Annotated in this window: 20 protein-coding genes and 1 other RNA gene; 4 read left to right on the forward strand and 17 right to left on the reverse strand. The window is 49.8% G+C overall.

What is annotated here, in order from left to right; genetic code table 11:
• Positions 1-113: 113 nt before the first annotated feature.
• The 14 genes from rpe to AB1L17_RS18665 form a co-directional block, all read right to left on the reverse strand.
• A complete protein-coding gene (gene rpe, locus AB1L17_RS18600) occupies positions 114-764 on the reverse strand; it encodes a ribulose-phosphate 3-epimerase (protein ID WP_412846576.1) in 651 nt (216 codons plus the stop codon).
• On the reverse strand, positions 758-1,648 hold the full coding sequence (gene rsgA, locus AB1L17_RS18605) for a ribosome small subunit-dependent GTPase A (RefSeq protein WP_412846577.1): 891 nt from the start codon (positions 1,646-1,648) through the stop codon (positions 758-760). The genes rpe and rsgA overlap by 7 nt, the downstream gene beginning before the upstream one ends.
• A gap of 18 nt (positions 1,649-1,666) precedes the next feature.
• Positions 1,667-3,652, reverse strand: a complete 1,986-nt coding sequence (pknB, locus tag AB1L17_RS18610; RefSeq protein WP_412846578.1) for a Stk1 family PASTA domain-containing Ser/Thr kinase — start codon at positions 3,650-3,652, stop codon at positions 1,667-1,669.
• 5 nt (positions 3,653-3,657) lie between these two features.
• Positions 3,658-4,413 (reverse strand): Stp1/IreP family PP2C-type Ser/Thr phosphatase, encoded by a 756-nt coding sequence (locus AB1L17_RS18615; protein WP_412846580.1) that lies wholly within the window; start codon positions 4,411-4,413, stop codon positions 3,658-3,660.
• Positions 4,414-4,417: 4 nt separating this feature from the next.
• Entirely contained in the window at positions 4,418-5,488 is a 1,071-nt protein-coding gene (gene rlmN, locus AB1L17_RS18620; protein WP_412846581.1) for a dual-specificity RNA methyltransferase RlmN, read from the reverse strand.
• Between the two features lie 211 nt (positions 5,489-5,699).
• Positions 5,700-7,046 carry a 16S rRNA (cytosine(967)-C(5))-methyltransferase RsmB gene (rsmB, locus tag AB1L17_RS18625; protein WP_412846582.1) on the reverse strand — a complete coding sequence of 449 codons (1,347 nt, stop codon included), beginning with the start codon at positions 7,044-7,046 and terminating at the stop codon, positions 5,700-5,702.
• Between the two features lie 3 nt (positions 7,047-7,049).
• Positions 7,050-8,000, reverse strand: a complete 951-nt coding sequence (gene fmt, locus AB1L17_RS18630) for a methionyl-tRNA formyltransferase (RefSeq protein ID WP_412846583.1) — start codon at positions 7,998-8,000, stop codon at positions 7,050-7,052.
• Between the two features lie 4 nt (positions 8,001-8,004).
• Positions 8,005-8,481 carry a peptide deformylase gene (def, locus tag AB1L17_RS18635; protein ID WP_412846584.1) on the reverse strand — a complete coding sequence of 159 codons (477 nt, stop codon included), beginning with the start codon at positions 8,479-8,481 and terminating at the stop codon, positions 8,005-8,007.
• Between the two features lie 16 nt (positions 8,482-8,497).
• Positions 8,498-10,933, reverse strand: coding sequence for a primosomal protein N' (priA, locus tag AB1L17_RS18640; RefSeq protein WP_412846585.1), 2,436 nt, complete (start codon positions 10,931-10,933; stop codon positions 8,498-8,500).
• Positions 10,930-12,177, reverse strand: coding sequence for a bifunctional phosphopantothenoylcysteine decarboxylase/phosphopantothenate--cysteine ligase CoaBC (gene coaBC / locus AB1L17_RS18645; protein WP_412846586.1), 1,248 nt, complete (start codon positions 12,175-12,177; stop codon positions 10,930-10,932). Before coaBC ends, priA begins: the two co-directional genes overlap by 4 nt.
• Positions 12,178-12,252: 75 nt before the next feature.
• Complete coding sequence (gene rpoZ / locus AB1L17_RS18650) at positions 12,253-12,459, reverse strand: DNA-directed RNA polymerase subunit omega (RefSeq protein WP_016742004.1); 207 nt, start codon at positions 12,457-12,459, stop codon at positions 12,253-12,255.
• A 4-nt stretch (positions 12,460-12,463) separates the two neighbouring features.
• Complete coding sequence (gene gmk / locus AB1L17_RS18655) at positions 12,464-13,084, reverse strand: guanylate kinase (protein ID WP_173604713.1); 621 nt, start codon at positions 13,082-13,084, stop codon at positions 12,464-12,466.
• A gap of 16 nt (positions 13,085-13,100) precedes the next feature.
• Complete coding sequence (gene remA, locus AB1L17_RS18660; RefSeq protein ID WP_015891999.1) at positions 13,101-13,361, reverse strand: extracellular matrix/biofilm regulator RemA; 261 nt, start codon at positions 13,359-13,361, stop codon at positions 13,101-13,103.
• Between the two features lie 24 nt (positions 13,362-13,385).
• A complete protein-coding gene (locus AB1L17_RS18665; RefSeq protein WP_412846587.1) occupies positions 13,386-14,270 on the reverse strand; it encodes a YicC/YloC family endoribonuclease in 885 nt (294 codons plus the stop codon).
• 190 nt (positions 14,271-14,460) lie between these two features.
• Between AB1L17_RS18665 and AB1L17_RS18670 the strand changes: the two genes are divergently transcribed.
• From AB1L17_RS18670 to AB1L17_RS18680, 3 genes are read left to right on the forward strand one after another with little or no spacing between them, the layout of a single operon-like run.
• Positions 14,461-16,200 carry an Rqc2 family fibronectin-binding protein gene (locus AB1L17_RS18670; RefSeq protein ID WP_412846588.1) on the forward strand — a complete coding sequence of 580 codons (1,740 nt, stop codon included), beginning with the start codon at positions 14,461-14,463 and terminating at the stop codon, positions 16,198-16,200.
• Positions 16,201-16,236: 36 nt separating this feature from the next.
• A complete protein-coding gene (locus AB1L17_RS18675; protein WP_412846590.1) occupies positions 16,237-16,578 on the forward strand; it encodes a DUF2512 family protein in 342 nt (113 codons plus the stop codon).
• Positions 16,579-16,610: 32 nt separating this feature from the next.
• Positions 16,611-17,039, forward strand: a complete 429-nt coding sequence (locus tag AB1L17_RS18680) for a hypothetical protein (RefSeq protein WP_412846591.1) — start codon at positions 16,611-16,613, stop codon at positions 17,037-17,039.
• An 85-nt stretch (positions 17,040-17,124) separates the two neighbouring features.
• On the opposite strand, the gene ssrS is transcribed toward AB1L17_RS18680, so the two are convergent.
• Positions 17,125-17,314: non-coding RNA, 6S RNA (ssrS, locus tag AB1L17_RS18685), on the reverse strand.
• A 131-nt stretch (positions 17,315-17,445) separates the two neighbouring features.
• Here ssrS and AB1L17_RS18690 point away from each other — a divergent pair.
• Entirely contained in the window at positions 17,446-17,871 is a 426-nt protein-coding gene (locus tag AB1L17_RS18690; RefSeq protein ID WP_412846592.1) for a Gmad2 immunoglobulin-like domain-containing protein, read from the forward strand.
• 5 nt (positions 17,872-17,876) lie between these two features.
• Here AB1L17_RS18690 and AB1L17_RS18695 read toward each other — a convergent pair whose 3' ends face one another.
• Both AB1L17_RS18695 and AB1L17_RS18700 read right to left on the reverse strand, forming a co-directional pair.
• Complete coding sequence (locus AB1L17_RS18695; protein ID WP_412846593.1) at positions 17,877-18,650, reverse strand: enoyl-CoA hydratase/isomerase family protein; 774 nt, start codon at positions 18,648-18,650, stop codon at positions 17,877-17,879.
• 15 nt (positions 18,651-18,665) lie between these two features.
• The gene (locus AB1L17_RS18700) at positions 18,666-19,841 is read right to left on the reverse strand and encodes a CaiB/BaiF CoA transferase family protein (RefSeq protein WP_412846594.1); all 1,176 of its coding nucleotides are present in this window, start codon (positions 19,839-19,841) and stop codon (positions 18,666-18,668) included.

Genomic DNA, 19,841 nt, shown 5'->3' on the forward strand with positions numbered 1-19,841 from the left:
CTTTTCATGAAAAAATCCCCTCCAAATTAACAGTAAGAGTCAATCTCTTAACTGTCTACCTAAAGGGGATAATATCAGAGTACCGACGCCAGCTTACACACCAGGTATTTTTCTTACTTTCCACGAATCGCGGTAATCGCTTGACCGCGATCAACCTGATTGAATACTGCACTGCCTGCAACGAGGACTGTAGCTCCTGCTTCCTCACACAGACGTGCTGTTTCTGCATTCACACCGCCATCGATTTCAATTTCAACATGCCCCAGGCCTCGCTCGTTCAACATTTGACGCAACTGGGCAATCTTTGGCACTACGCTGTGAATGAATTTTTGTCCACCAAAGCCAGGGTTCACTGTCATGAGGAGAACCATATCCAAATCAGCAAGCACAGGCTCGATGGTAGAAATCGGAGTAGCCGGGTTCAATACCACCCCTGCCTTCACGCCATGCTCTTTGATCAAGTGCAGCGTGCGATGCAGATGACGGCATGCTTCTTGGTGAACGGTAATCCAATCTGCTCCGCTTTTCGCGAATTGCGGAATGTACCGATCTGGTTCCTCAATCATCAAGTGTACATCGAGAGGCAGCTTGGTCACAGGTCGGATCGCATCGACAATCAATGGGCCGATCGTAATGTTTGGAACAAAGTGTCCATCCATGACATCCACATGAATCCAGTCTGCTCCTCCCTTCTCGACATCGAGAATTTCTTCACCCAGACGGGCAAAATCAGCAGATAGGATAGAAGGTGCGATTTTTACCATGGTTTGTTCCTCCGTTGGTATTCTTTTAGCTCTTCGCGGAATTGTTTGTAGTGTTCGTAGCGCTGTTCATTGATCTCACCTGCTGCCAATGCAGACTGAACCGCACAAGCAGGCTCGCTTACGTGCAGACAGCCGCGGAACTTGCATTCCGAACTGCGGTCAGCAAAGTCACGAAAGGCTTCTGCCAAATCAAGCTCAGAGAAATCGATGAACTCCAGTGAACTGAATCCAGGTGTGTCGGCCACATAGCCGCCTCCATCCAGCGGAATCAGTTCGACGTGGCGCGTCGTATGCTTCCCGCGTCCAAGCTTTTGACTGACATCGCCTGTCTGCAGGCTGACGCCCGGAAACAGCATATTGATCAGGGAGGATTTACCTACGCCGGATTGACCTGCAAAAACAGAGATCCGATCCCGCAAAATCTCACGTACTTCCTCCGAGCCGCGTGCATCCACAGTCGAAGTCGGAATCACGCGATATCCGATCGCTTCGTACTTTCGGACGATTTCGGTTACCTCTTCTTCTGGCACCTGATCGGCTTTGGAAAGGACAATGACGGAGTCAATGCCTGCATGCTCGGTATGCGTCAGGAACTTGTCCAACAGCAACGGACTGAACATCGGCTTGTACATCGAAAAGACGAGCACCGCCTGATCCACATTGGAAATGGGCGGACGAACTAACTCATTCGTCCGTTCGCCCACCTCCATGACATACCCTTCTTCTTCATTGATCGCATCGTATACGACCCAATCCCCAACAAGTGGATTTACTTTTGCATCTTTTTTCTTGAAGAGCCCTCGTGCACGGCAACTGTAGATTCGCCCTCCGTCGGCTACATAATAGAAACCACTGAGTGCTTTCACAATCCGTCCTTCTGGCATTCATGTCCCTCCACTACACTATGGCAAGCTGTTATACGAAATCGGTATCACTTGGTATTCCCCGAAGGTTTGATCGTTCGGTCGTTTCACTAACACTCTGACCAACGCGTCCTTCTGTGGTGCCAAGACGATCGGTACATCGTACTCTTTATTTTCGGTGATCGTATCTGTGTGAAGAACTTGTGCTTCTCCACGTGCATCTGTCACTTCAATTCTCACTTCCAGCGTGTCTCCAGGCACAACCTCTACATAAACAGGGACATTTGCTGGTTTGGCGTCTTGCGGGAACTGGCCATTGCTGACCTCAAGCGGAACTTTTACGCCCTTTTGAACGTCCATCCCGGGATCGTACGGGTGCGTGCTTAGCACAATACCTGCTTTGTCTGTCTGATAAGTAGGCACTTCCTTGATTGCGCCGATATCCAGCCCTCTTTTGAACAATTCTACTTGTGCAGCCTCTACCGATATATTACGCACGTCCGGCATTTTCACGAAGGCTTTTCCTTTACTGATCGTGACCGTCACGTTCGTTTTGGTCGGGAACACCTTTTCATTTGCTGCTGGCGCCTGCTTGATAACGGTTCCTACCTCGGCCTTGTCATCCTCTTCTTCTACGAAGGTGACATTTTCCAGTTTGAAACCATTACTTTTCAACGCTTCCTCTGCTGTTGCCCTCGGCAGCGTAACCAGATTCGGCATACTGATCTCTTGTTGCCCCCTACTTACATACAAGGTCACAACGGAATTTTCCTTTAACCGCATGGGAGGTGCAGGGTCCTGGCGTATCACCATTCCCTTTTCTATCGTATCATTGGCTTCTTCGACGATACGGGCAACGAGTTTGGCATCCTGAATCTTCTTCTCAGCGAGCGTCACTTCTATTCCTTCCACATGAGGTACCTGTGCCTCTGGAACGGACGGGAACAGATTCAACAGTAAGTTAAATCCGAAGAATGCCAGTACGAAAAACAGTCCAATACCGCCAACCCACATCAGTGCTTTGATCCACCATTGTTTCTTGGCTGGTTTAGCGTCCTCGTCATCCGTACGCTGCTCATAACGACTTCGTCCTGCTCCGCCGGTTTTTCCATTGGTGTGGCCTTCGAGCATGTCAGGTGTGATGATCGGCACCACACGCGTCATCTCTTCATCCACCGGGAACGTCAGCTTTTCTTCGTTTAATCGTTCTGGAAACAGGCAGGTCTCCAAATCTTCTAGCATTTCACTCGCGGATGCGTATCTGAGAAACGGATCCTTCACCAGCGCCTTCAAAATGACATTTTCCACACTCTGCGGTATGGCTGGATTGACTTGGCGCGGCTCGGGAAGCGGCTCCTGCAAATGCTTAAGCGCCACAGATATTGGCGAATCACCGGAAAACGGCAGTTCACCCGTCACCATTTCGTACAAGACAATCCCGAGAGAGTAAATATCGGATTTTTCTCCGGTTATTCCTCCGCGTGCCTGCTCTGGCGAAAAATAATGGACAGAGCCCAGCATCGCATTCGTATGCGTAATCGTAGTAGAAGTCACGGCTCTTGCAATACCGAAGTCCGTAACCTTCACCCGACCGTTTTTTCCAATCATAATATTGTGCGGCTTAATATCTCGATGAATGATCTGGTTTTGATGCGCATGATCGAGTGCATCGCAAATTTGCTCGGCGATCCGCACAGCCTCTTCTACCGGCAATGCGCCACGTTGAATGATAACCTCCTTCAACGTATATCCTTCTATGTACTCCATCACCATGTAATGGGTATCGCCTTCCTGACCGACATCATACACCCCAACCACATTGGGGTGAGATAAACTCGCCACCGCCTGCGCTTCCCGTCGGAAACGATTGACGAAATCTTCGTCTGTACCGAACTGCGAACGCAGCACCTTGACAGCCACTGGACGATTCAATATTAAATCTTTGGCCTTATATACAATGGCCATACCGCCCCCACCGACGCGGGATTCTATTTGGTATCGTCCTCCCAGTCGTTGACCTTCCATCTCTCTCACCCCTCTTCCTGACCGGCATCAAGCGTATTTTGTACGGCAACCAGCGTTATGTTATCTTCCCCACCGGCATCCAATGCTTCCTGCACCAGACCGTCTACCTTCGCTTGTAACGATATCTGTTTCTGTAACGATTCTTCTAAAGAAGGATGACTTACTTTATTGCTCAGCCCATCGGAGCAAATCAATACGACATCACCCTCTGACCATTCAAAATGCCCAAGATCAATGAGCACATCCGGTTCTGTCCCGAGCGAACGCATAATGACATTGCGGTGAGGGTGGACAGACGCCTCCTCGGCCGTAATCTGTCCACTTTTCACCAGTTCATTAACGAGTGAATGGTCTTCCGTTTTCATGACAAGGCCGTCTTGGTTGTAAAAATAAAGACGGCTGTCACCAATATGCGCTGTAATCACGGAGGTATGGTCGAGCAAAGCAGCAACCACGGTTGTGCCCATACCATTGCACTCCGGATGCTCTACCGCATATTCGTATACTTCTTTATTTGCAAGCAGGACGGCGTTCATCAATTGCTCACGCACATCCTCTGCATCAAGGTCCCCATCCAGATGACGCAGTTCTTTTACTATTCGCTCAACAGCAAGGCGGCTGGCGATATCACCAGCCTGATGGCCACCCATACCATCAGCAACAATGGCCAGCACACGTCCGTTTAAATCGGTCACACAGGCATAATAGTCCTCGTTAACCTGACGAACGCGGCCAACATGGGATTTCATCGCGATTTCCATGGCATCACCCCACGGTTTCTTTAGCGTGTTGTGCCCTCAATTGTCCGCAGGCAGCAGCAATGTCACTGCCTTGCTCGCGTCTGATGGTCACATTGATTCCTTTTTCATCTAAAATACGTTTGAACTGAAAAATCTCATTACGCGGCGTGCGCACATAATCACGCTCTGGTACGTAGTTCACCGGGATCAGGTTCACGTGGCAGAGCATATCGCCAATAAGCGCAGCCAGCTCTTCTGCATGTTCAGGCTGATCATTTTTCCCGCCGAAAAGTCCATACTCAAAGCTGATGCGGCGGCCTGTCTTGTTAATGTAATGCTGGCATGCTTCCATCAGTTTATCAAGCGGGAAGCCGCGGTTTATTGGCATCAGCTGGCTTCTCAGCTCCGTGTTTGGAGCATGCAGGGAAATCGCCAGGTTCACTTGTCCGCCTCGTTCAGCAAACTCGTAAATCTTCGGCACAATTCCGCTGGTGGAAACCGTAATGTGACGAGCACCGATATTCAATCCACGGTTATCGTTGATTACGGACAAGAAAGCCATCAAGCTCTCGAAGTTCTCAAAAGGCTCCCCGATCCCCATCACAACCACGTGACTGACACGTTCACCATCAGCATCCAATCTGCGCTGAGCCATCAATACTTGAGATACGATTTCTCCCGCATCCAGGTTACGCTTCAATCCACCTAGCGTGGACGCACAAAACGTACAACCGATACGGCAGCCAACCTGTGTCGTTACACAGATGCTGTTTCCGTAGTTATGACGCATAATAACCGTCTCGATTGCATGTCCATCTACAAGCTGGAACAAAAATTTAATCGTTCCATCCTGAGATTCCTGATGCGTGATTTCCTTGAGGGGATCCATACGAAACGTATCTGCCAGCTTTTGGCGCAGGTCCTTGGACAAATTGCTCATTTCGTCAAAGGATGTGACACGCTTCACATACAGCCAGTCAAAAATTTGCTGCGCACGAAATGCTTTGTCGCCAGCACTGACCAACCATTCCTTCATTTCTTCCAGAGTCAAACTGTAAATAAGCGGCTTTGCGCTAGTAAATGTCGTTAACGGCATACTATTTCCACATCCTCAAAATCATTGCTTACATAAATCGTCATTCTATCATTGTACCTCGTGGCGCGTCTCGCTTCAAACGGTTTTGGCATCCAGTTTCATAAATGAATCGCTTTTCCTAGTGTAAACCAATACGCGCACTCGCAAACAAAGGCAAAGGAGCGGCATTTTCCACCTATTGGTGCGCCACCCCTTATTTATACCTTTTCCCTTATCCTTTTCGTTTCAATCGAGCGATAAAGAAGCCATCACTCTCGAAATGATGAGGCAAAATTTGAATGCAGGCGCCTGTTTCATCTACATGCTTTCTGACAGCCTCAGGCAGGTCCTCCGCCAATGTATCATCTAGGACAAAATCAGGATGCTCGAGAACAAAGCGACGAACAATCTCCTGATTTTCTTTTGGCTCGATCGTACATGTGCTGTATACCATGACTCCGCCTGCAGCGAGCATTGGTGCCAATGTCTTCAACAGCTCGTACTGAAGCTGGGCAATCGCACGGACATCTTCCGGCGACTTGTTCCATTTCAGATCAGGCTTGCGACGAATCACACCAAATCCCGTGCATGGTGCATCCAGCAAAATACGGTCAAAAGTCCCCAGCGCTTTTTCAGGCAAGTCCAGTGCATCGCTTACGATCGGCTCGATGATGGTGATTCCGAGTCTTTTCGCTGCGCCGGCAATCAGGTCGCGCTTGTGCGGATGCACGTCACTCGCGATGATTTTCCCTTGGTTTTCCATCAATTCCGCTATGTGCGTTGTTTTGCCTCCGGGTGCAGCGCAAGCATCCAGCACACGCATGCCTGGTTTGGCAGCAAGAGCTGGGGCTACGAGCATGGAGCTCTCATCCTGGATCGTGAAGTAGCCTTCCTTGAACAAGCGAGAGCCTGCTGCATGTCCGCCTTCCATCAGAATGGCATCGGGACTAACAGACGATGCATGTCCTTCCAGCCCTTCTTCTGCCAGCTTGTCCAGCACTTGAGCTTTCGTCGTCTTGCATGCATTGACCCGAACAGAGCTATGTGGCGTTCTGTTGTTGGCTTCGCAGATGGCAATCGTCGTCTCTTCACCGTATACGGCGAGCCACTGACGCACAAGCCATTCCGGATGCGAGTGGGCTACAGCGATTTGCAAGGCACGATCGCCTTTTGGCTGACGCTCCCATACATCTGGCTGGCGCAAAGCATTACGCAAGACACCGTTGACCATTGAAGCAATCCCTTGGTGACCGCGTTTCTTAGCGATCTCAACTGCCTCATGCACCGCTGCCCGTTCAGGAATACGGTCCAAAAAGCGAATTTGGTACAAGCTGAGACGCAGCAAATTGCGGACCCAGGACTGCACTTTTTTATTCCCGACAAAATGGGACAGGACATGATCCAGCGTCATCTTGCGCTGAATGGTACCGTACACAAGCTCTGTCACCAGTCCTGCATCTGCCGCACTGAGATTTTCACGATCCAGGACGTTTCGCAGCTCCAGATTGCTGTAGGACTTATGTTCTTCTACCCTGTTCAAAATATCGAGGGCGATATTGCGAGCTCCCTTTTTTGCCACGGACTATTCTCCTACCTTTGTGCCGATTTCAATGCTGCTGCCCGCTCCACGCAAAAAGTCGAGAGCACTCATACGTTTTTTGCCTTCTGGCTGCAATTCGGTTATTTTCACTGCACCGCTTCCGCAAGCGACAACAATTCCGTCTTCCTCGCGGGCGATAATGGTTCCCGGCTCTTTGCCAACGCCCGCCTCCAGCATTTTTTCTACCCACCACAGCTTCCAAATCTTGCCTTCGTGCGTAGTAAATGCAACAGGCCACGGATTCAAGCCGCGGACTTGGTTGTAAATCTGTTCAGCAGAACGGTTCCAGTCAATTTTTTCGTCCGTTCGCTTGATATTTGGGGCAAAAGTCGCTGCTGAATGATCCTGTGGCTCAGCTGTGATTTCATCTGCCAACAGGCGAGGAACAGTAGCAATCAATAGCTCTGAGCCTGCTACAGCCAATTTGTCATGCAATGTTCCAACTGTATCGCGCTCCTCAATCGGCACGACTACCTTGGATAGCATATCCCCTGCGTCTAGCGCTTCGACCATGTACATGATGGTCACGCCTGTTTCCGCTTCTCCCTCCACAATCGATTTGTGGATCGGCGCACCGCCACGATACTTCGGCAAAAGGGAAGCATGCACATTGATGCAGCCGTATTTCGGTGCATCGAGCAATTTCTTAGGCAAAATCTGCCCATACGCTGCGGTAATGATCAAATCAAAATCAAGCGCCAACACTTCTTCCAGTGCTTCTTCCGCCTTGATCTTTTCCGGCTGCAATACCAAAAGTCCATGACGCAAAGCCGCCTCCTTCACGGGGGGCGGCGTCAATACTTGCTTGCGTCCAACGGGACGATCGGGTTGTGTTACGACTCCAATCACGTTATAGCCTGCTTCGAGTACAGCCGTAAGACTCGATACAGCAAAGTCAGGCGTACCCATAAACAGGATGCGAGCATCTTTCAAATGGTTATTCCCCTTCCTGATTCGGGTTTACTTTGTACACCTTGTCAGCTACATCGATAAAGAGGACACCGTTCAAATGATCGATCTCGTGTTGAGCGCAACGGGACAACAGGTCGTCTGCCTCGAGCTCAATCACATTCCCGTCACGATCATGACCGCGCAGCTTGATCCACTTGTGACGACGAACGTCCCCTTGCAAGCCTGGAATGCTCAGGCAACCTTCTGGATAATCGAATTGCTCACCTTCATGCTCAACGATTTCCGGATTGATCATTTCAATCAGTCCATCGCCACAATCCATCACGATGACACGCTTGGAAATGCCCACTTGTGGAGCAGCCAAGCCTACACCTTCTGCATCGTACATCGTATCTGCCATATCATCAAGCAGCTTGTGCAAGTTGGAGTTAAATTTGGTTACAACCATTGCTTTTTCACGCAAAATCGGATCTGGATGTTTTACAATCGTGCGAATCGCCATGTGATTCATATCCTCCCTAAAGCAGTACGTATGGATCGACGTCAATCGTCATCAATACTTTCTGCTGTTTGTTCCATTCTTCAAACGCAGCCGTCGCCTGAGCGAGCAGTTCTGACAGTTGCGGTTCATCACGATATTTTAGCATGATCTGAAATCGAAATCTATCCTTCACCCTTGCAATGGGCGAAGCGACTGGCCCCAAGAGGATCGTTGTCTGTGCCAAACGCTGCCGCAAATAGTCGGCCATCGTATGCGCACCGCGGATGACGACAGGTACATCCTCGTGGCTAAAGGTAATCAAGACGAGCCGGAAATAAGGCGGATATCCCGTTCGTCTGCGCTGTAGCATTTCATCCTGATAGAACGCAGGATAATCATGCTTGGTTGCGTGGACGATGCTGTAGTGCTCAGGTGTATACGTCTGAATGACTACATCTCCATCTAACTCATGTCGTCCCGCTCGCCCTCCTACCTGTGTGAGCAGCTGGAACGTCTTTTCAGCAGCACGGAAGTCAGGCAGGTGCAAGGAGGTATCTGCTGCAATGATTCCCGCCAACGTCACCCGCGGAAAATCAAGACCCTTGGCAATCATCTGGGTACCGAGCAGGACGTCGCCTTGCCCAGCGCGGAATTTGTTCAACAGCTCCTCATGAGAGCCTTTTCGCGAAGTCGTATCCACATCCATCCGAATGACCCGGATACCAGGGAAAAGCTTTGCCAGCTCTGCCTCCACCTTCTGCGTCCCCGTACCAAAAAAGCGTATATGCTCGCTCTGACACTCGGGACAATGCGAAGGCTGTCCAATCGTGTACCCACAGTAGTGACAGCGGGCCGTGTGATTCGTTTTGTGATAGGTAAGCGAGATATCGCAATGAATGCAGCGCATCGTATAGCCGCAGGAACGGCACATGACAAAGGTAGAAAAGCCTCTTCGATTAAGGAAAATGACCATCTGTTCTTCTTTTGCCAATCGGTCTGCAATCATCTCATGCAGCTTCCGACTGAACATCGAACGATTCTCGGCTTGGAGCTCCTCACGCATGTCCACGACATGAACCTGTGGCATCGGACGATTCCCGACACGCTCCGGCATGCGCAACAGCTCGTATCGGCCTCGTGTAGCCAATGCATACGTCTCCAAGGCCGGAGTCGCGCTTCCCATGACGAGAACACCCTGGTTTTCTTTCGCTCTCCACAGGGCGACCTCCCGTGCATGATAGCGAGGGGTCTCTTCTTGCTTGTACGAGCTCTCATGCTCTTCATCGATGACAATCAGGCCGACATTTCGAAAAGGCGCGAAGATGGCAGAACGTGCACCTACCACCACCTTGACCTGATTGCGAATGATCTTGCGCCACTCGTCATAGCGCTCCCCTTGTGACAGCGCACTGTGCAAAACAGCCACGTCCGCACCAAAACGGCCTTTGAAGCGCTCTACCATTTGTGGAGTCAAAGAGATTTCCGGTACGAGAAAGATCGCTTCCCGGCCTTTTTCCAATGTCCGTTCGATCGCTTCCAAATACACTTCTGTCTTGCCGCTTCCCGTAACGCCGTGCAGCAAATAAGAAGCGTACGTTCCTGAATCGATTGATTGCAAAATGGGTGTCAACGCTGCTTGCTGTACAGGAGTAAAGGTCGGCTTTGGCTTTTCATGAAAGCGTCGATTGGCGTACGGGTCACGGTACACTTCCACTTGCTCGATCGCAATCCAGCCTTTTGATTCTAAACTTTTCAACGGAGAACGCGTAATTCCGTACTCATCCCGCAGCATTTGCACAGATAAGGACTGTTCCTTATGCATGAGCAGCAGCTGAAGGACTCGACGCATCTGCTCCGCTCGTGCTGGCAAAGAACCGATCGCTTTTTCCAGCTCTCCCTCATCCAGTAAGCATCGGACAAACGATTGCTGCTTGCGCGTAATGCGATCCTTCACTTGATACTCCGTCGCGAGCAGACCGCTCTGTATCCATCCTGGGACTAGCATATATTCTTCAGGAAATTGTTTCTCTATTTCTGTTAGTGGTAATTGCCGTTTGCGCAGCATCTCCCACAGAAGTCCAGACCTCCCGCAAGCTTCCTCGTCTAGTGCATCTGTCGCTGTCAGCCATTTTTCCGACTTTCCTTTGAGCACAGCCGGGAGCATGGCCTGCACAGCGGTTACCCACGGACACAAATACTGCTTGGACATCCATTCACTCATCTTTAGCAGCTCTGGCGTAAGTGGTGGGGTGTCGTCTTGTACTTGCACGACATCCTTCAGTCGCGTACGATCCGGAATTGCTTCGTCATTCTCAACGATTCCGATGACGTAGCCTTGCAGTTGACGGGGACCAAATGGAACCACCACTCGGCTGCCGACACGAATCAGCGGACGCAGCCAAGGCGGAACGCTGTAATCAAAAGGCCGATTCGTTCGATTGACGGGAACGTCCACGATAATTTGAGCAATCATGACAGGTCTCGAAGCGGTTTATGCTCTTGCACTGCGAGGACAGCATCAAACAGCTTGTCTGCCACAGCCCGCTTGCTCAACTTATCCAAAGCCAGCTGCTCGCCGCCACGGGTCAACAAGGTGACAATGTTCGTATCGCTTCCCATACCTGCTCCCTCAAGCAATACGTTATTGGCAACGATCATATCGAGATTTTTTCGCTCCAGCTTGGACTGGGCATGCTGTAACACATTTTGTGTCTCTGCTGCAAAGCCCACGACGAATTGCTTCGTTTTCCGCTCACCAATGGTCTTTAGAATATCCGGCGCTTTCTCCAGCGCAAGTTCGAGTGGACCATCACCCTTTTTCATCTTATGTTCAGCCACATGCTTCGGTCGATAATCGGATACTGCTGCTGATTTGACGACGATGTCACAGTGCGGCAACTGCTCCATGACTGCATCGAACATTTCTTGAACGGATTCTACCGCGATAAATTCGACACCATCAGGACGTGCCAAAGCAGTCGGTCCACTGATCAATGTGACCTTCGCCCCTCTGTCTCGTGCTGCTTCAGCGATGGCGTAGCCCATTTTTCCTGAAGCGTGATTGGTTATGTAGCGAACTGGATCAATTTTTTCACGAGTTGGTCCCGCTGTGATCAGTACATGCTTGTCCTGCAAATCTTTTTCACGGATTGTTTGTCTTGTTTCATCGGATGCAAACCATTGACGAACAGCCTCGACGATCTCCTCTGGCTCTGCCAAACGTCCTTTGCCAATCCAGCCACATGCCAATAGCCCGACACCCGGTTCAACAAATCGGTACCCATATGAAGTGAGCTTGTCCATATTCGCGATAACCGCAGGGTGATTGTACATATTGACGTTCATGGCAGGCGCGACCATGACTGGCGATTTTGTAGCCAGCACGGTCGTCGTCAGCATATCATCCGCGATGCCGTTGGCCATTTTGCCAATCACGTTTGCCGTGGCTGGCGCAATCAGAACGAGATCAGCTCGATCAGCCAGCTCGATATGGCTAATCACATGCGGGTCTGGCTCCGTGAAAGTATCTGTATAAACAGGCAGGTGAGACAAGGCTTGAAACGTCAAAGGCTGAATAAACTGCAGGGCGCTCTCTGTCAAAATAACATGCACCAATGCTCCTGCCTGTGTCAGTTTGCTGGTCAGTGCAGCAGCCTTGTAAGCAGCGATGCCGCCAGATACTCCAAGAACAATTCGTTTTCCTGCAAGCGAATGCATCTGCACTCTCTCCTTTCTCCCCCATCCGAAATCCGAAAAAAACAACCTCGTGAGGTTGTTTTTAAAGGTGAATGCTTATTTGCGACCGTCCAAAAACTCGTGAACGAGCTCGTCGGAGATGAACTCTTCCAGTGCAAGACCTACAAATTTTTTGGATTTTGGTCTCACCACTTGAATTTCGCTGTTTTCACGAAGCTGACGTGCACGCTTGGATGCTACTGTTACCAAAATGTACTTGCTCTCAGCTTTTTCGGTCAATTCGTCAATAGATGGATACAACATAATACTATTCAACCTCCTGTAGCCATTTGCGATATTTGTGAACCTGACGATCTTTTTTCAGATGTTCCGCTGTAATGATAGCTTGGATCCGATCGCAAGCCGATTCGATGACGTCATTGACGACTACATAATCGTAATGGTCCATCAGCTCGATTTCCGCACGCGCCACTTCCATGCGCTTGCGAATGATTTCTTGCGATTCTGTCCCGCGTCCCACGATTCGATTTTCCAGCTCGTTCAAATCAGGTGGAGCCAAAAAAAGGAACGTGCCTTGCGGGAAGCTTTCTTTCACTTGAAGGGCACCTTGGACTTCAATCTCCAAAATGACATCGCGCCCTTCATTCAGCATGTCGTCCACGAACTGGCGAGGTGTACCGTAGTAATTGCCTACGTATTCTGCCCATTCCAGAAGAGCGTCTTCTTCAATCATTCGCTTGAACTCTTCCTGGCTTTTGAAAAAGTAATTAACTCCTTCTACCTCTCCAGGACGCGGCTGGCGGGTGGTAGCTGAAACAGAATACACGAGATCAGGCATCACTTCGCGAAGTGCCTTGCATACTGTTCCTTTTCCCACACCAGCTGGTCCAGAAAGAACCAAAAGGAGACCACGATCAACCATACTCATTGTTTACACTCCTACTTTATTCGTCCGATTCGTCATCCTTCGTTGTCAAGCGCTGTGCCACTGTTTCTGGCTGCACCGCTGACAAAATGACGTGATCGCTGTCTGTAATAATTACCGCACGTGTACGTCTCCCATAGGTCGCGTCCACTAGCATGTTGCGATCGCGCGCTTCCTGGATGATCCGTTTGATAGGAGCGGATTCCGGACTTACAATTGAAATAATGCGGTTGGCATTGACGATGTTGCCAAAACCGATATTGATTAGCTTGATTGCCATGACGGCCCAGCCCATCCTTTCATGCTACTCGACATTCTGTACTTGCTCCCGCATCTTCTCCAGCTCCGTCTTTATCTCGACAGCCAGATGCTGAATGCGCAAATGATTCGCCTTGGAAGCAATTGTATTCGCCTCCCGATTCATTTCTTGGAGCAGAAAATCAAGTTTTCGACCGATTGCTTCTTCTTTGCCTAATTGATTAGCAAACTGTTGGCAATGACTATCTAAACGGGTCAACTCTTCACTAATATCACTTTTATCAGCGAAAAAGGCAACCTCTTGCGCTACACGAGCAGGGTCCAATTCAAAAGGTGTCAAATCCGCCCACTCACTTACGCGTTGCTGAAGTCGGCCCTTATACTCTTCCATACAAAGTGGGGCCAACTGGGATATCTCCCGTGTCCAGGTATTGATCTGTGTCAGACGACTGGCTAGATCAGCGTGCAGCAAAATCCCCTCGGCTTCTTTCATCGAGACGTGATCCATTGCGGCACCTTTTACCAGGTCTTGGAGCCACTCTGCCAGCTCCTCCACATTGTCCTCTGACTCCTTGGTATGTATCACGCCAGGGAAATGCAGCAGGTCCTTGACGCTTAAAGGCGTCTCTAGCGAAAAACGTTGTGTCATCTCGCGGGAGATGGAGACTAGCTGTTCAGCGACATCCCAATCAATGTCCATGACCGAAGAAGAAGGATTCTTTCCTTCTACCGAGATCGTTACATCGACACGTCCTCTTCTGACATTTTGAGCGACCAGCTTGCGAACAGAATCCTCAAGCATATTCCATGCTTTCGGTAGGCGCACAACAATTTCAGAAAAACGATGATTCACGGAACGAATCTCGACCGTCACTCGAATGGAACCTCTGCTGTCTTCTTTTCTACCGTAACCCGTCATGCTTCGAATCACAAGTTTTCACTTCCATAGACGCAAAATCGTTAATTTATTATAGGAGACAACTCTTGGCAGTGTCAACCGAAGCAGCCCCATCACGATGAGATTCCTCCCAGCTCTGACTTATGCTACACTGTGACTGGCAAGCCCTATACGTTCTGCCCTTTATTATTCTAGCCATTTTTTTGATTTGAGGTGACCATTTGTGGCATTTGATGGCGTTGTAACCCGCTCTGTCACGCGGGAGTTACATAAACTAGTAGGTGGACGCATCTCGAAAATCCACCAACCCCACCATAGTGATATCGTTATGCAGGTACGGACCCAAGGAGAAACGGTAAAGCTCCTCCTGTCTGCAAACCCGACCTATCCCAGAATTCACTTGACGACAGAAGAATTCACGAATCCGTTGGAAGCTCCGATGTTTTGTATGCTATTGCGTAAGCATTGTGAGGGTGGCGTAATCGAGTCCGTCCAGCAAGTCGGGATGGAACGGATCATTCATATGGACGTACGCACCCGGGATGAGCTGGGTGACACGGCTGTGCGCCGGATTATTGTAGAGATCATGGGGAAACACAGCAATATCATACTCATCGATCCCGCAACCGGAATCATTTTGGATAGCGCCATGCACGTGACGCTGGCCATCAGTCAATACAGACAGGTCATACCTGGCCGACCTTATGTCTCTCCTCCGAGTCAGGATAAGCGCGACCCCCTCACAGTCACCGAGCAAGTGTTTATTTCTTCCCTCGACTGGAACGGCGGCCGTCTGGACAAGCAAATTGTGGACGGCTACACAGGAATCAGCCCGCTCCTCGCAAAAGAAATCTTGCACAGAGCTGGTCTCGCAAATCGTGAAACACTGTGGAATGCCTTTTCACAGGTGATGGACGCAATCAATGCGCACGAGTATTTGCCATCGATTGTTGAGACAAACGGCAAAGCATATTTTCACGTGGTTGAGCTTACTCATCTCACGAACGGTGTCACGACTCCCTATCCTTCCGTTCAGGCTTGCTTGCAGGCATTTTACGAAGGGAAGGCGCTCCGTGATACAGTCAAACAGCGCGCACACGATCTGATCCGTTTCGTCACCGCAGAGCGCAACAAGAATGAAAAGAAAATTGAGAAGCTCGAGCAAACGCTGCAGGATGCTCACGAGGCAGATCAGTTCCGGCTGTTCGGTGAATTGATCACCGCCAATATGCATCAGTTGAAGCGTGGTGATCATGAACTGGTCACTGTCAACTGGTATGACGAGACTGGAGGTACCATCACGATCCCGCTCGATCCACTGAAGACGCCGTCGGAAAATTTGCAGTCGTATTACAAACGCTATAACAAAGCAAAAAACAGCCTCTCCATCGTAGGTGAGCAGATCGAACAGGCTCATGCTGAAATCATGTACTTGGACGGCGTACTTGTTCAACTGGAGCATGCTACCTTAAAAGATGCCGAAGAAATTCGCGAGGAACTCGTCGAGCAAGGCTACATGCGAGACCGTAAAAAACGCGGCCCGCGCAAGAAAAAGGAAACCAGACCAGAGCTGGATACTTACTTCTCTTCAGATGGAATCGAAATCTTGGTCGGCAAAAACAATAAGCAAAACGAGTTTTTGACCAACAAGCTCGCCTCTTCGCAAGAAACATGGCTGCACACCAAGGATATTCCCGGCTCACATGTGGTCATCCGCGCTCGTGAATTTTCAGATGAAACGTTGCTTGAAGCAGCGAATCTGGCCGCTTATTTCAGCCGGGCCAAAGAGGGAAGTCAAATTCCCGTGGACTACACGCTCATCAAGCATGTGAAAAAACCGAGCGGTGCCAAGCCTGGCTATGTCATTTACGAACAGCAACGCACGCTGTATGTTACACCGGATGAAGCGCTCATCCGCCGCTTAAAATCAAACACCTCTTCTACGAATAGCGCGACTACCTAAGTTCATACTAAGGGCATGAAAGGTGGTGTTCGTTCTTTGAACATCGTTCTCAAGCTCTTGTTTAACGGAATCATTGCCATTCCAGGGCTTTGGTGGTCGGGGACGTCCCTTATGTTTGCAGTGCTCGCAAGCGTGATTGTCAGTTTACTGGGTTATGTACTTGATTTGACGATCCTCCCGCGTACGAACAATACGTTTGCGAGCTCAGCTGATTTCTTGTTTGTGTATGCCTCCTTGTGGCTTGGCTGTTACTTGTTTGGCCAGACCATATCCTTATCTGGTTTGTTGTTGACGGCATTTGCCATAACAGTGGTGGAATACTTTTTCCATAGTTACCTGCAACGGCACGGTGTTCATCATTCCAAGCATCCTGGCTGAAGCATCATTTCTATTTTGGAAGGAGGATCAGGATGAACGTCATTGGCATCATCCAGACCGATCTTAACGAATTCAATGTGCTGTTTGAGCAGCAGAACGGACAAGGACAAGGACAGCAATCACAAAACAGCGGACAAAACAATCAACAAGACCAAGACAGTGACTCAATGTTTCTCAGCTTTCTTGACGAACAGCCGAGTTCGAATGAAAGCAGTGGACAAGGAAACAGTCAAGGCGGACAGCAGCAAAACGGCCCACAGGAGCTGACCGTTCGGATCAAAGGAATTCCTGAGGGACAAAAAGCAAACTTCCTGCAAATGTATCAAATTCTTCAAGACGCCCAAGACTCCCAATCGCTTGAAAAAGACTTGACGATTGTAGATCACGGGGACCAAGATCAGGGAAACCAGAAACAAGGTCAAGGGCACGGCTCTGGCAAGCAAAACAAAACCACTCACTAATTCTTTACGAAAAACAAAAACCACCTGGAAGGAAATTCCAAGTGGTTTTTCGTGCTATCGGCAATTCATTGCATTCATAAACGGCCAAGTCCCCGCTCTGCCGTTGACCTCATGTTTCTATAACCTGCGCTCACACAGGTGGGTGACCCTACTGCACTTCAGCCTTCCCATGCATCCACACGGAGGTGGGCCTGACATCCATCACAGTTTCCGTCTCCCGAAAAACACGTATAAGGTTAGAAACATTTACGGCCTATCGTACATCGCAGGATCTTGATATCCCTACTCTATCACAGATTGGCCCTCTACTCAACGGATAAAGTTCCCTATTGTACAAGCTGCCAAGAATAGTTCACAGACAAATTCGCCAACCTAGAGAGGAAATTGAATGAAGGGAAGGGAAAGAATGCGACTCCGATCCAAAATGCTGACTACTTGCATGCTCGCCATAAGCTTGACTACTGTGTCATTCCCCACGATCATCCCGCCTGCAGCGGCTCATGTACATTCTCATCCTGTTGGCGAAGACAAGGGACGATATGAGAATGAATCGTTCCGAAATATCACGATCACCAAAACTGGCGAAGGGCAATATACGATCAAGGGGGAAGCCCGCGTTAACGAAGCCAACGTTCGATTCGTCGTTACGGACAAAGACAAGACACTTGCAAATAGCTTTGTGACGGCAAGTATGGGCGCACCAGAATGGGGCAGCTTTTCCATCGATCTCAAGCTAGATCCGAACGCAAAATCACCCGTGCTCGCTTTGTTCGAGGAGAGTGCAGCAACAGGACAGCGTATTCATGAACTACGCATCCCCTTGCCAAAATAAGTCGCTTACGTCCGCTTCATTTTCGCTTGGACAAGCGCCTGGAATTCAGGTCGAGCAATTAGGGACGGCTGCTGTTGCTTTTCCCAGGCCAGCGCATATTCCAGGCCGTTTGTATAGCAGCGTCCCAATCCTTCTTTCGTAACGGCATACGCTTGTTTCGGCAGGCGGCGTACCGCAGCAACCAGTTTGTCGACCTCGCTTTCGACTTGACTGGCTTCCACCGCACGATAAATCAAGCCGATCTCCTCGGCTTTTTTTCCTGAGATTTTTTCTCCCAGCAGGGCGAGCCGTTTCGTCCACGCCGTACCAACGAGTCTCGGCAATAAATATGTCCCACCAAAATCAGTGGTCAGTCCAATCTGGACAAAAGGCTCCTGCAACAATGCATCTTCCGTCGCAATGACAAAATCAGCGTGCAACGCAAGATTAAGTCCCGCTCCGACGGCTACCCCTTCGATAACGGCGATCACAGGCTTTGGCATTTGATGTAGGTTCGTAATGAAGTCATTAATGATCGTCAGTGACTGATCAGCATCACTCTTGTCAGTCAGTGCAGTCAACACACCTAAATCAGCACCGGAGCAAAAATTCCCGCCTGCTCCGCGCAGTATGACCACATCAACCTCTTCATCTGCCGCACCTGTTGAAATAGCCTCCTGCAAAAGGGAAAACATTTCGACCGTCATCGCATTCAAAACCTGTGGCCTGTTAAGTGTAATCGTGTAAATACCATCTGCTTTTGTGACGATCAATTGTGTTTTTTGGTCCTGTTCGATCATTTTTCTCACCCTTTCCTATGAAGAAGCAGCAGGAATAACTCCCTGCTTTTGTAACCGGCGCAAATCTTCCTCTGTGAGGTTTAATTTGCGTTTGAGTAACTCATTCGTGTAGTCGGTGTACCACGGTGGAGACTTCCTCTCCGCTAAATAACGATGTGCGAAGCTCGCCTCTTGATCAGGGGACTTCTTTTCCAAATAAGGAATCGTATAGGCAATTTCCCTGTTCGCAACGTACGGATTGTCTGCCCAGTTTTCCCAATCCTCAACAGCAGTCAGACAGCAATCCACCTCACTGCCCAACTCGCTCCATTCTGCTTGGGTTCTGGACAGGAAAAGTGCTTTCATCTCTTCGAGCACTTCCGGATGCTCGGCAACTGTAGCCCGGTGACATAGCTCCCAGTCCTCTCTGCCTACCGCGCGACAAAAATTCAGCCAAAACTTCTCTTCCAACGCAGCGAGCGCGACATACTGACCATCTGCTGTCTCAAACACCTGATACGCCAGCAGCCCTCCTCGTCCGGTCTCCCTCCCGATCGAAGTGCCATACCGCGTAAACAGTGCATGCAGCCCTGTCCAGGAACTAAACAAATCGGCAGACGAGACATCCAAATAAGCTCCTCGCCCTGTCCTCGCACGTTGGACGAGCGCCGCGCAAATTTGTTCACTGGCATATAACCCAAGCGCATAATCGGAAAGAGGAATATCAGCAATGACAGGCTTACCTTCCGGGTCTCGAACCAGTGACAAAAATCCGCTCACTGCCTGGACATTCAAGTCATGCCCCCCTAATTGATACAGCTCCCCGCTTTGTCCGTAGCCCGTCACCGAGCAATAAATCACAGCAGGATGCCTCTCCCACAGGCAATCGTAATCAAGACCCAAATGCCGCATCACACCCGGACGATAGCTTTCTACCACGACATCAGCCTGTCTAGCCAGAGCAAACGCGAGCGCCTTTCCCTCATTCGTACGCAAATTCAAGGAAATGCTTTTATGATTGCGGTGTGAACGCAGGTAAAACGCTCCCGTCTCTCTAGGTTCTCGGTGCGAGGGATTCATTGCCTGTGAGTGATCTTTGTCGTGAAACGATTCCACCTCGATGACCTCTGCTCCCAAATCAGCCAGGCGCATCGTACAAATCGGACCTGGAAGATGGCGAGAAAAATCAACAACCGTAACACCCGACAACAT

Origin of the sequence: Brevibacillus jepli, from assembly GCF_047229145.1 — a bacterium.
Lineage (GTDB): Bacteria > Bacillota > Bacilli > Brevibacillales > Brevibacillaceae > Brevibacillus.

What these genes read in the sequence shown, in the direction of transcription:
- coaBC (WP_412846586.1), bottom strand. Translation starts at nt 12,177, where the DNA reads ATGCATTCGCTTGCAGGAAAACGAATTGTTCTTGGAGTATCTGGCGGC.
- pknB (WP_412846578.1), bottom strand. Translation starts at nt 3,652, where the DNA reads ATGGAAGGTCAACGACTGGGAGGACGATACCAAATAGAATCCCGCGTC.
- AB1L17_RS18695 (WP_412846593.1), bottom strand. Translation starts at nt 18,650, where the DNA reads ATGATCGAACAGGACCAAAAAACACAATTGATCGTCACAAAAGCAGAT.
- def (WP_412846584.1), bottom strand. Translation starts at nt 8,481, where the DNA reads ATGGCGATTCGCACGATTGTAAAACATCCAGATCCGATTTTGCGTGAA.
- rpoZ (WP_016742004.1), bottom strand. Translation starts at nt 12,459, where the DNA reads ATGTTGTATCCATCTATTGACGAATTGACCGAAAAAGCTGAGAGCAAG.
- gmk (WP_173604713.1), bottom strand. Translation starts at nt 13,084, where the DNA reads ATGAGTATGGTTGATCGTGGTCTCCTTTTGGTTCTTTCTGGACCAGCT.
- remA (WP_015891999.1), bottom strand. Translation starts at nt 13,361, where the DNA reads ATGGCAATCAAGCTAATCAATATCGGTTTTGGCAACATCGTCAATGCC.
- rpe (WP_412846576.1), bottom strand. Translation starts at nt 764, where the DNA reads ATGGTAAAAATCGCACCTTCTATCCTATCTGCTGATTTTGCCCGTCTG.
- AB1L17_RS18690 (WP_412846592.1), top strand. Translation starts at nt 17,446, where the DNA reads ATGCGACTCCGATCCAAAATGCTGACTACTTGCATGCTCGCCATAAGC.
- AB1L17_RS18700 (WP_412846594.1), bottom strand. Translation starts at nt 19,841, where the DNA reads ATGTTGTCGGGTGTTACGGTTGTTGATTTTTCTCGCCATCTTCCAGGT.
- rsgA (WP_412846577.1), bottom strand. Translation starts at nt 1,648, where the DNA reads ATGCCAGAAGGACGGATTGTGAAAGCACTCAGTGGTTTCTATTATGTA.
- priA (WP_412846585.1), bottom strand. Translation starts at nt 10,933, where the DNA reads ATGATTGCTCAAATTATCGTGGACGTTCCCGTCAATCGAACGAATCGG.
- AB1L17_RS18680 (WP_412846591.1), top strand. Translation starts at nt 16,611, where the DNA reads ATGAACGTCATTGGCATCATCCAGACCGATCTTAACGAATTCAATGTG.
- rlmN (WP_412846581.1), bottom strand. Translation starts at nt 5,488, where the DNA reads ATGCCGTTAACGACATTTACTAGCGCAAAGCCGCTTATTTACAGTTTG.
- AB1L17_RS18615 (WP_412846580.1), bottom strand. Translation starts at nt 4,413, where the DNA reads ATGGAAATCGCGATGAAATCCCATGTTGGCCGCGTTCGTCAGGTTAAC.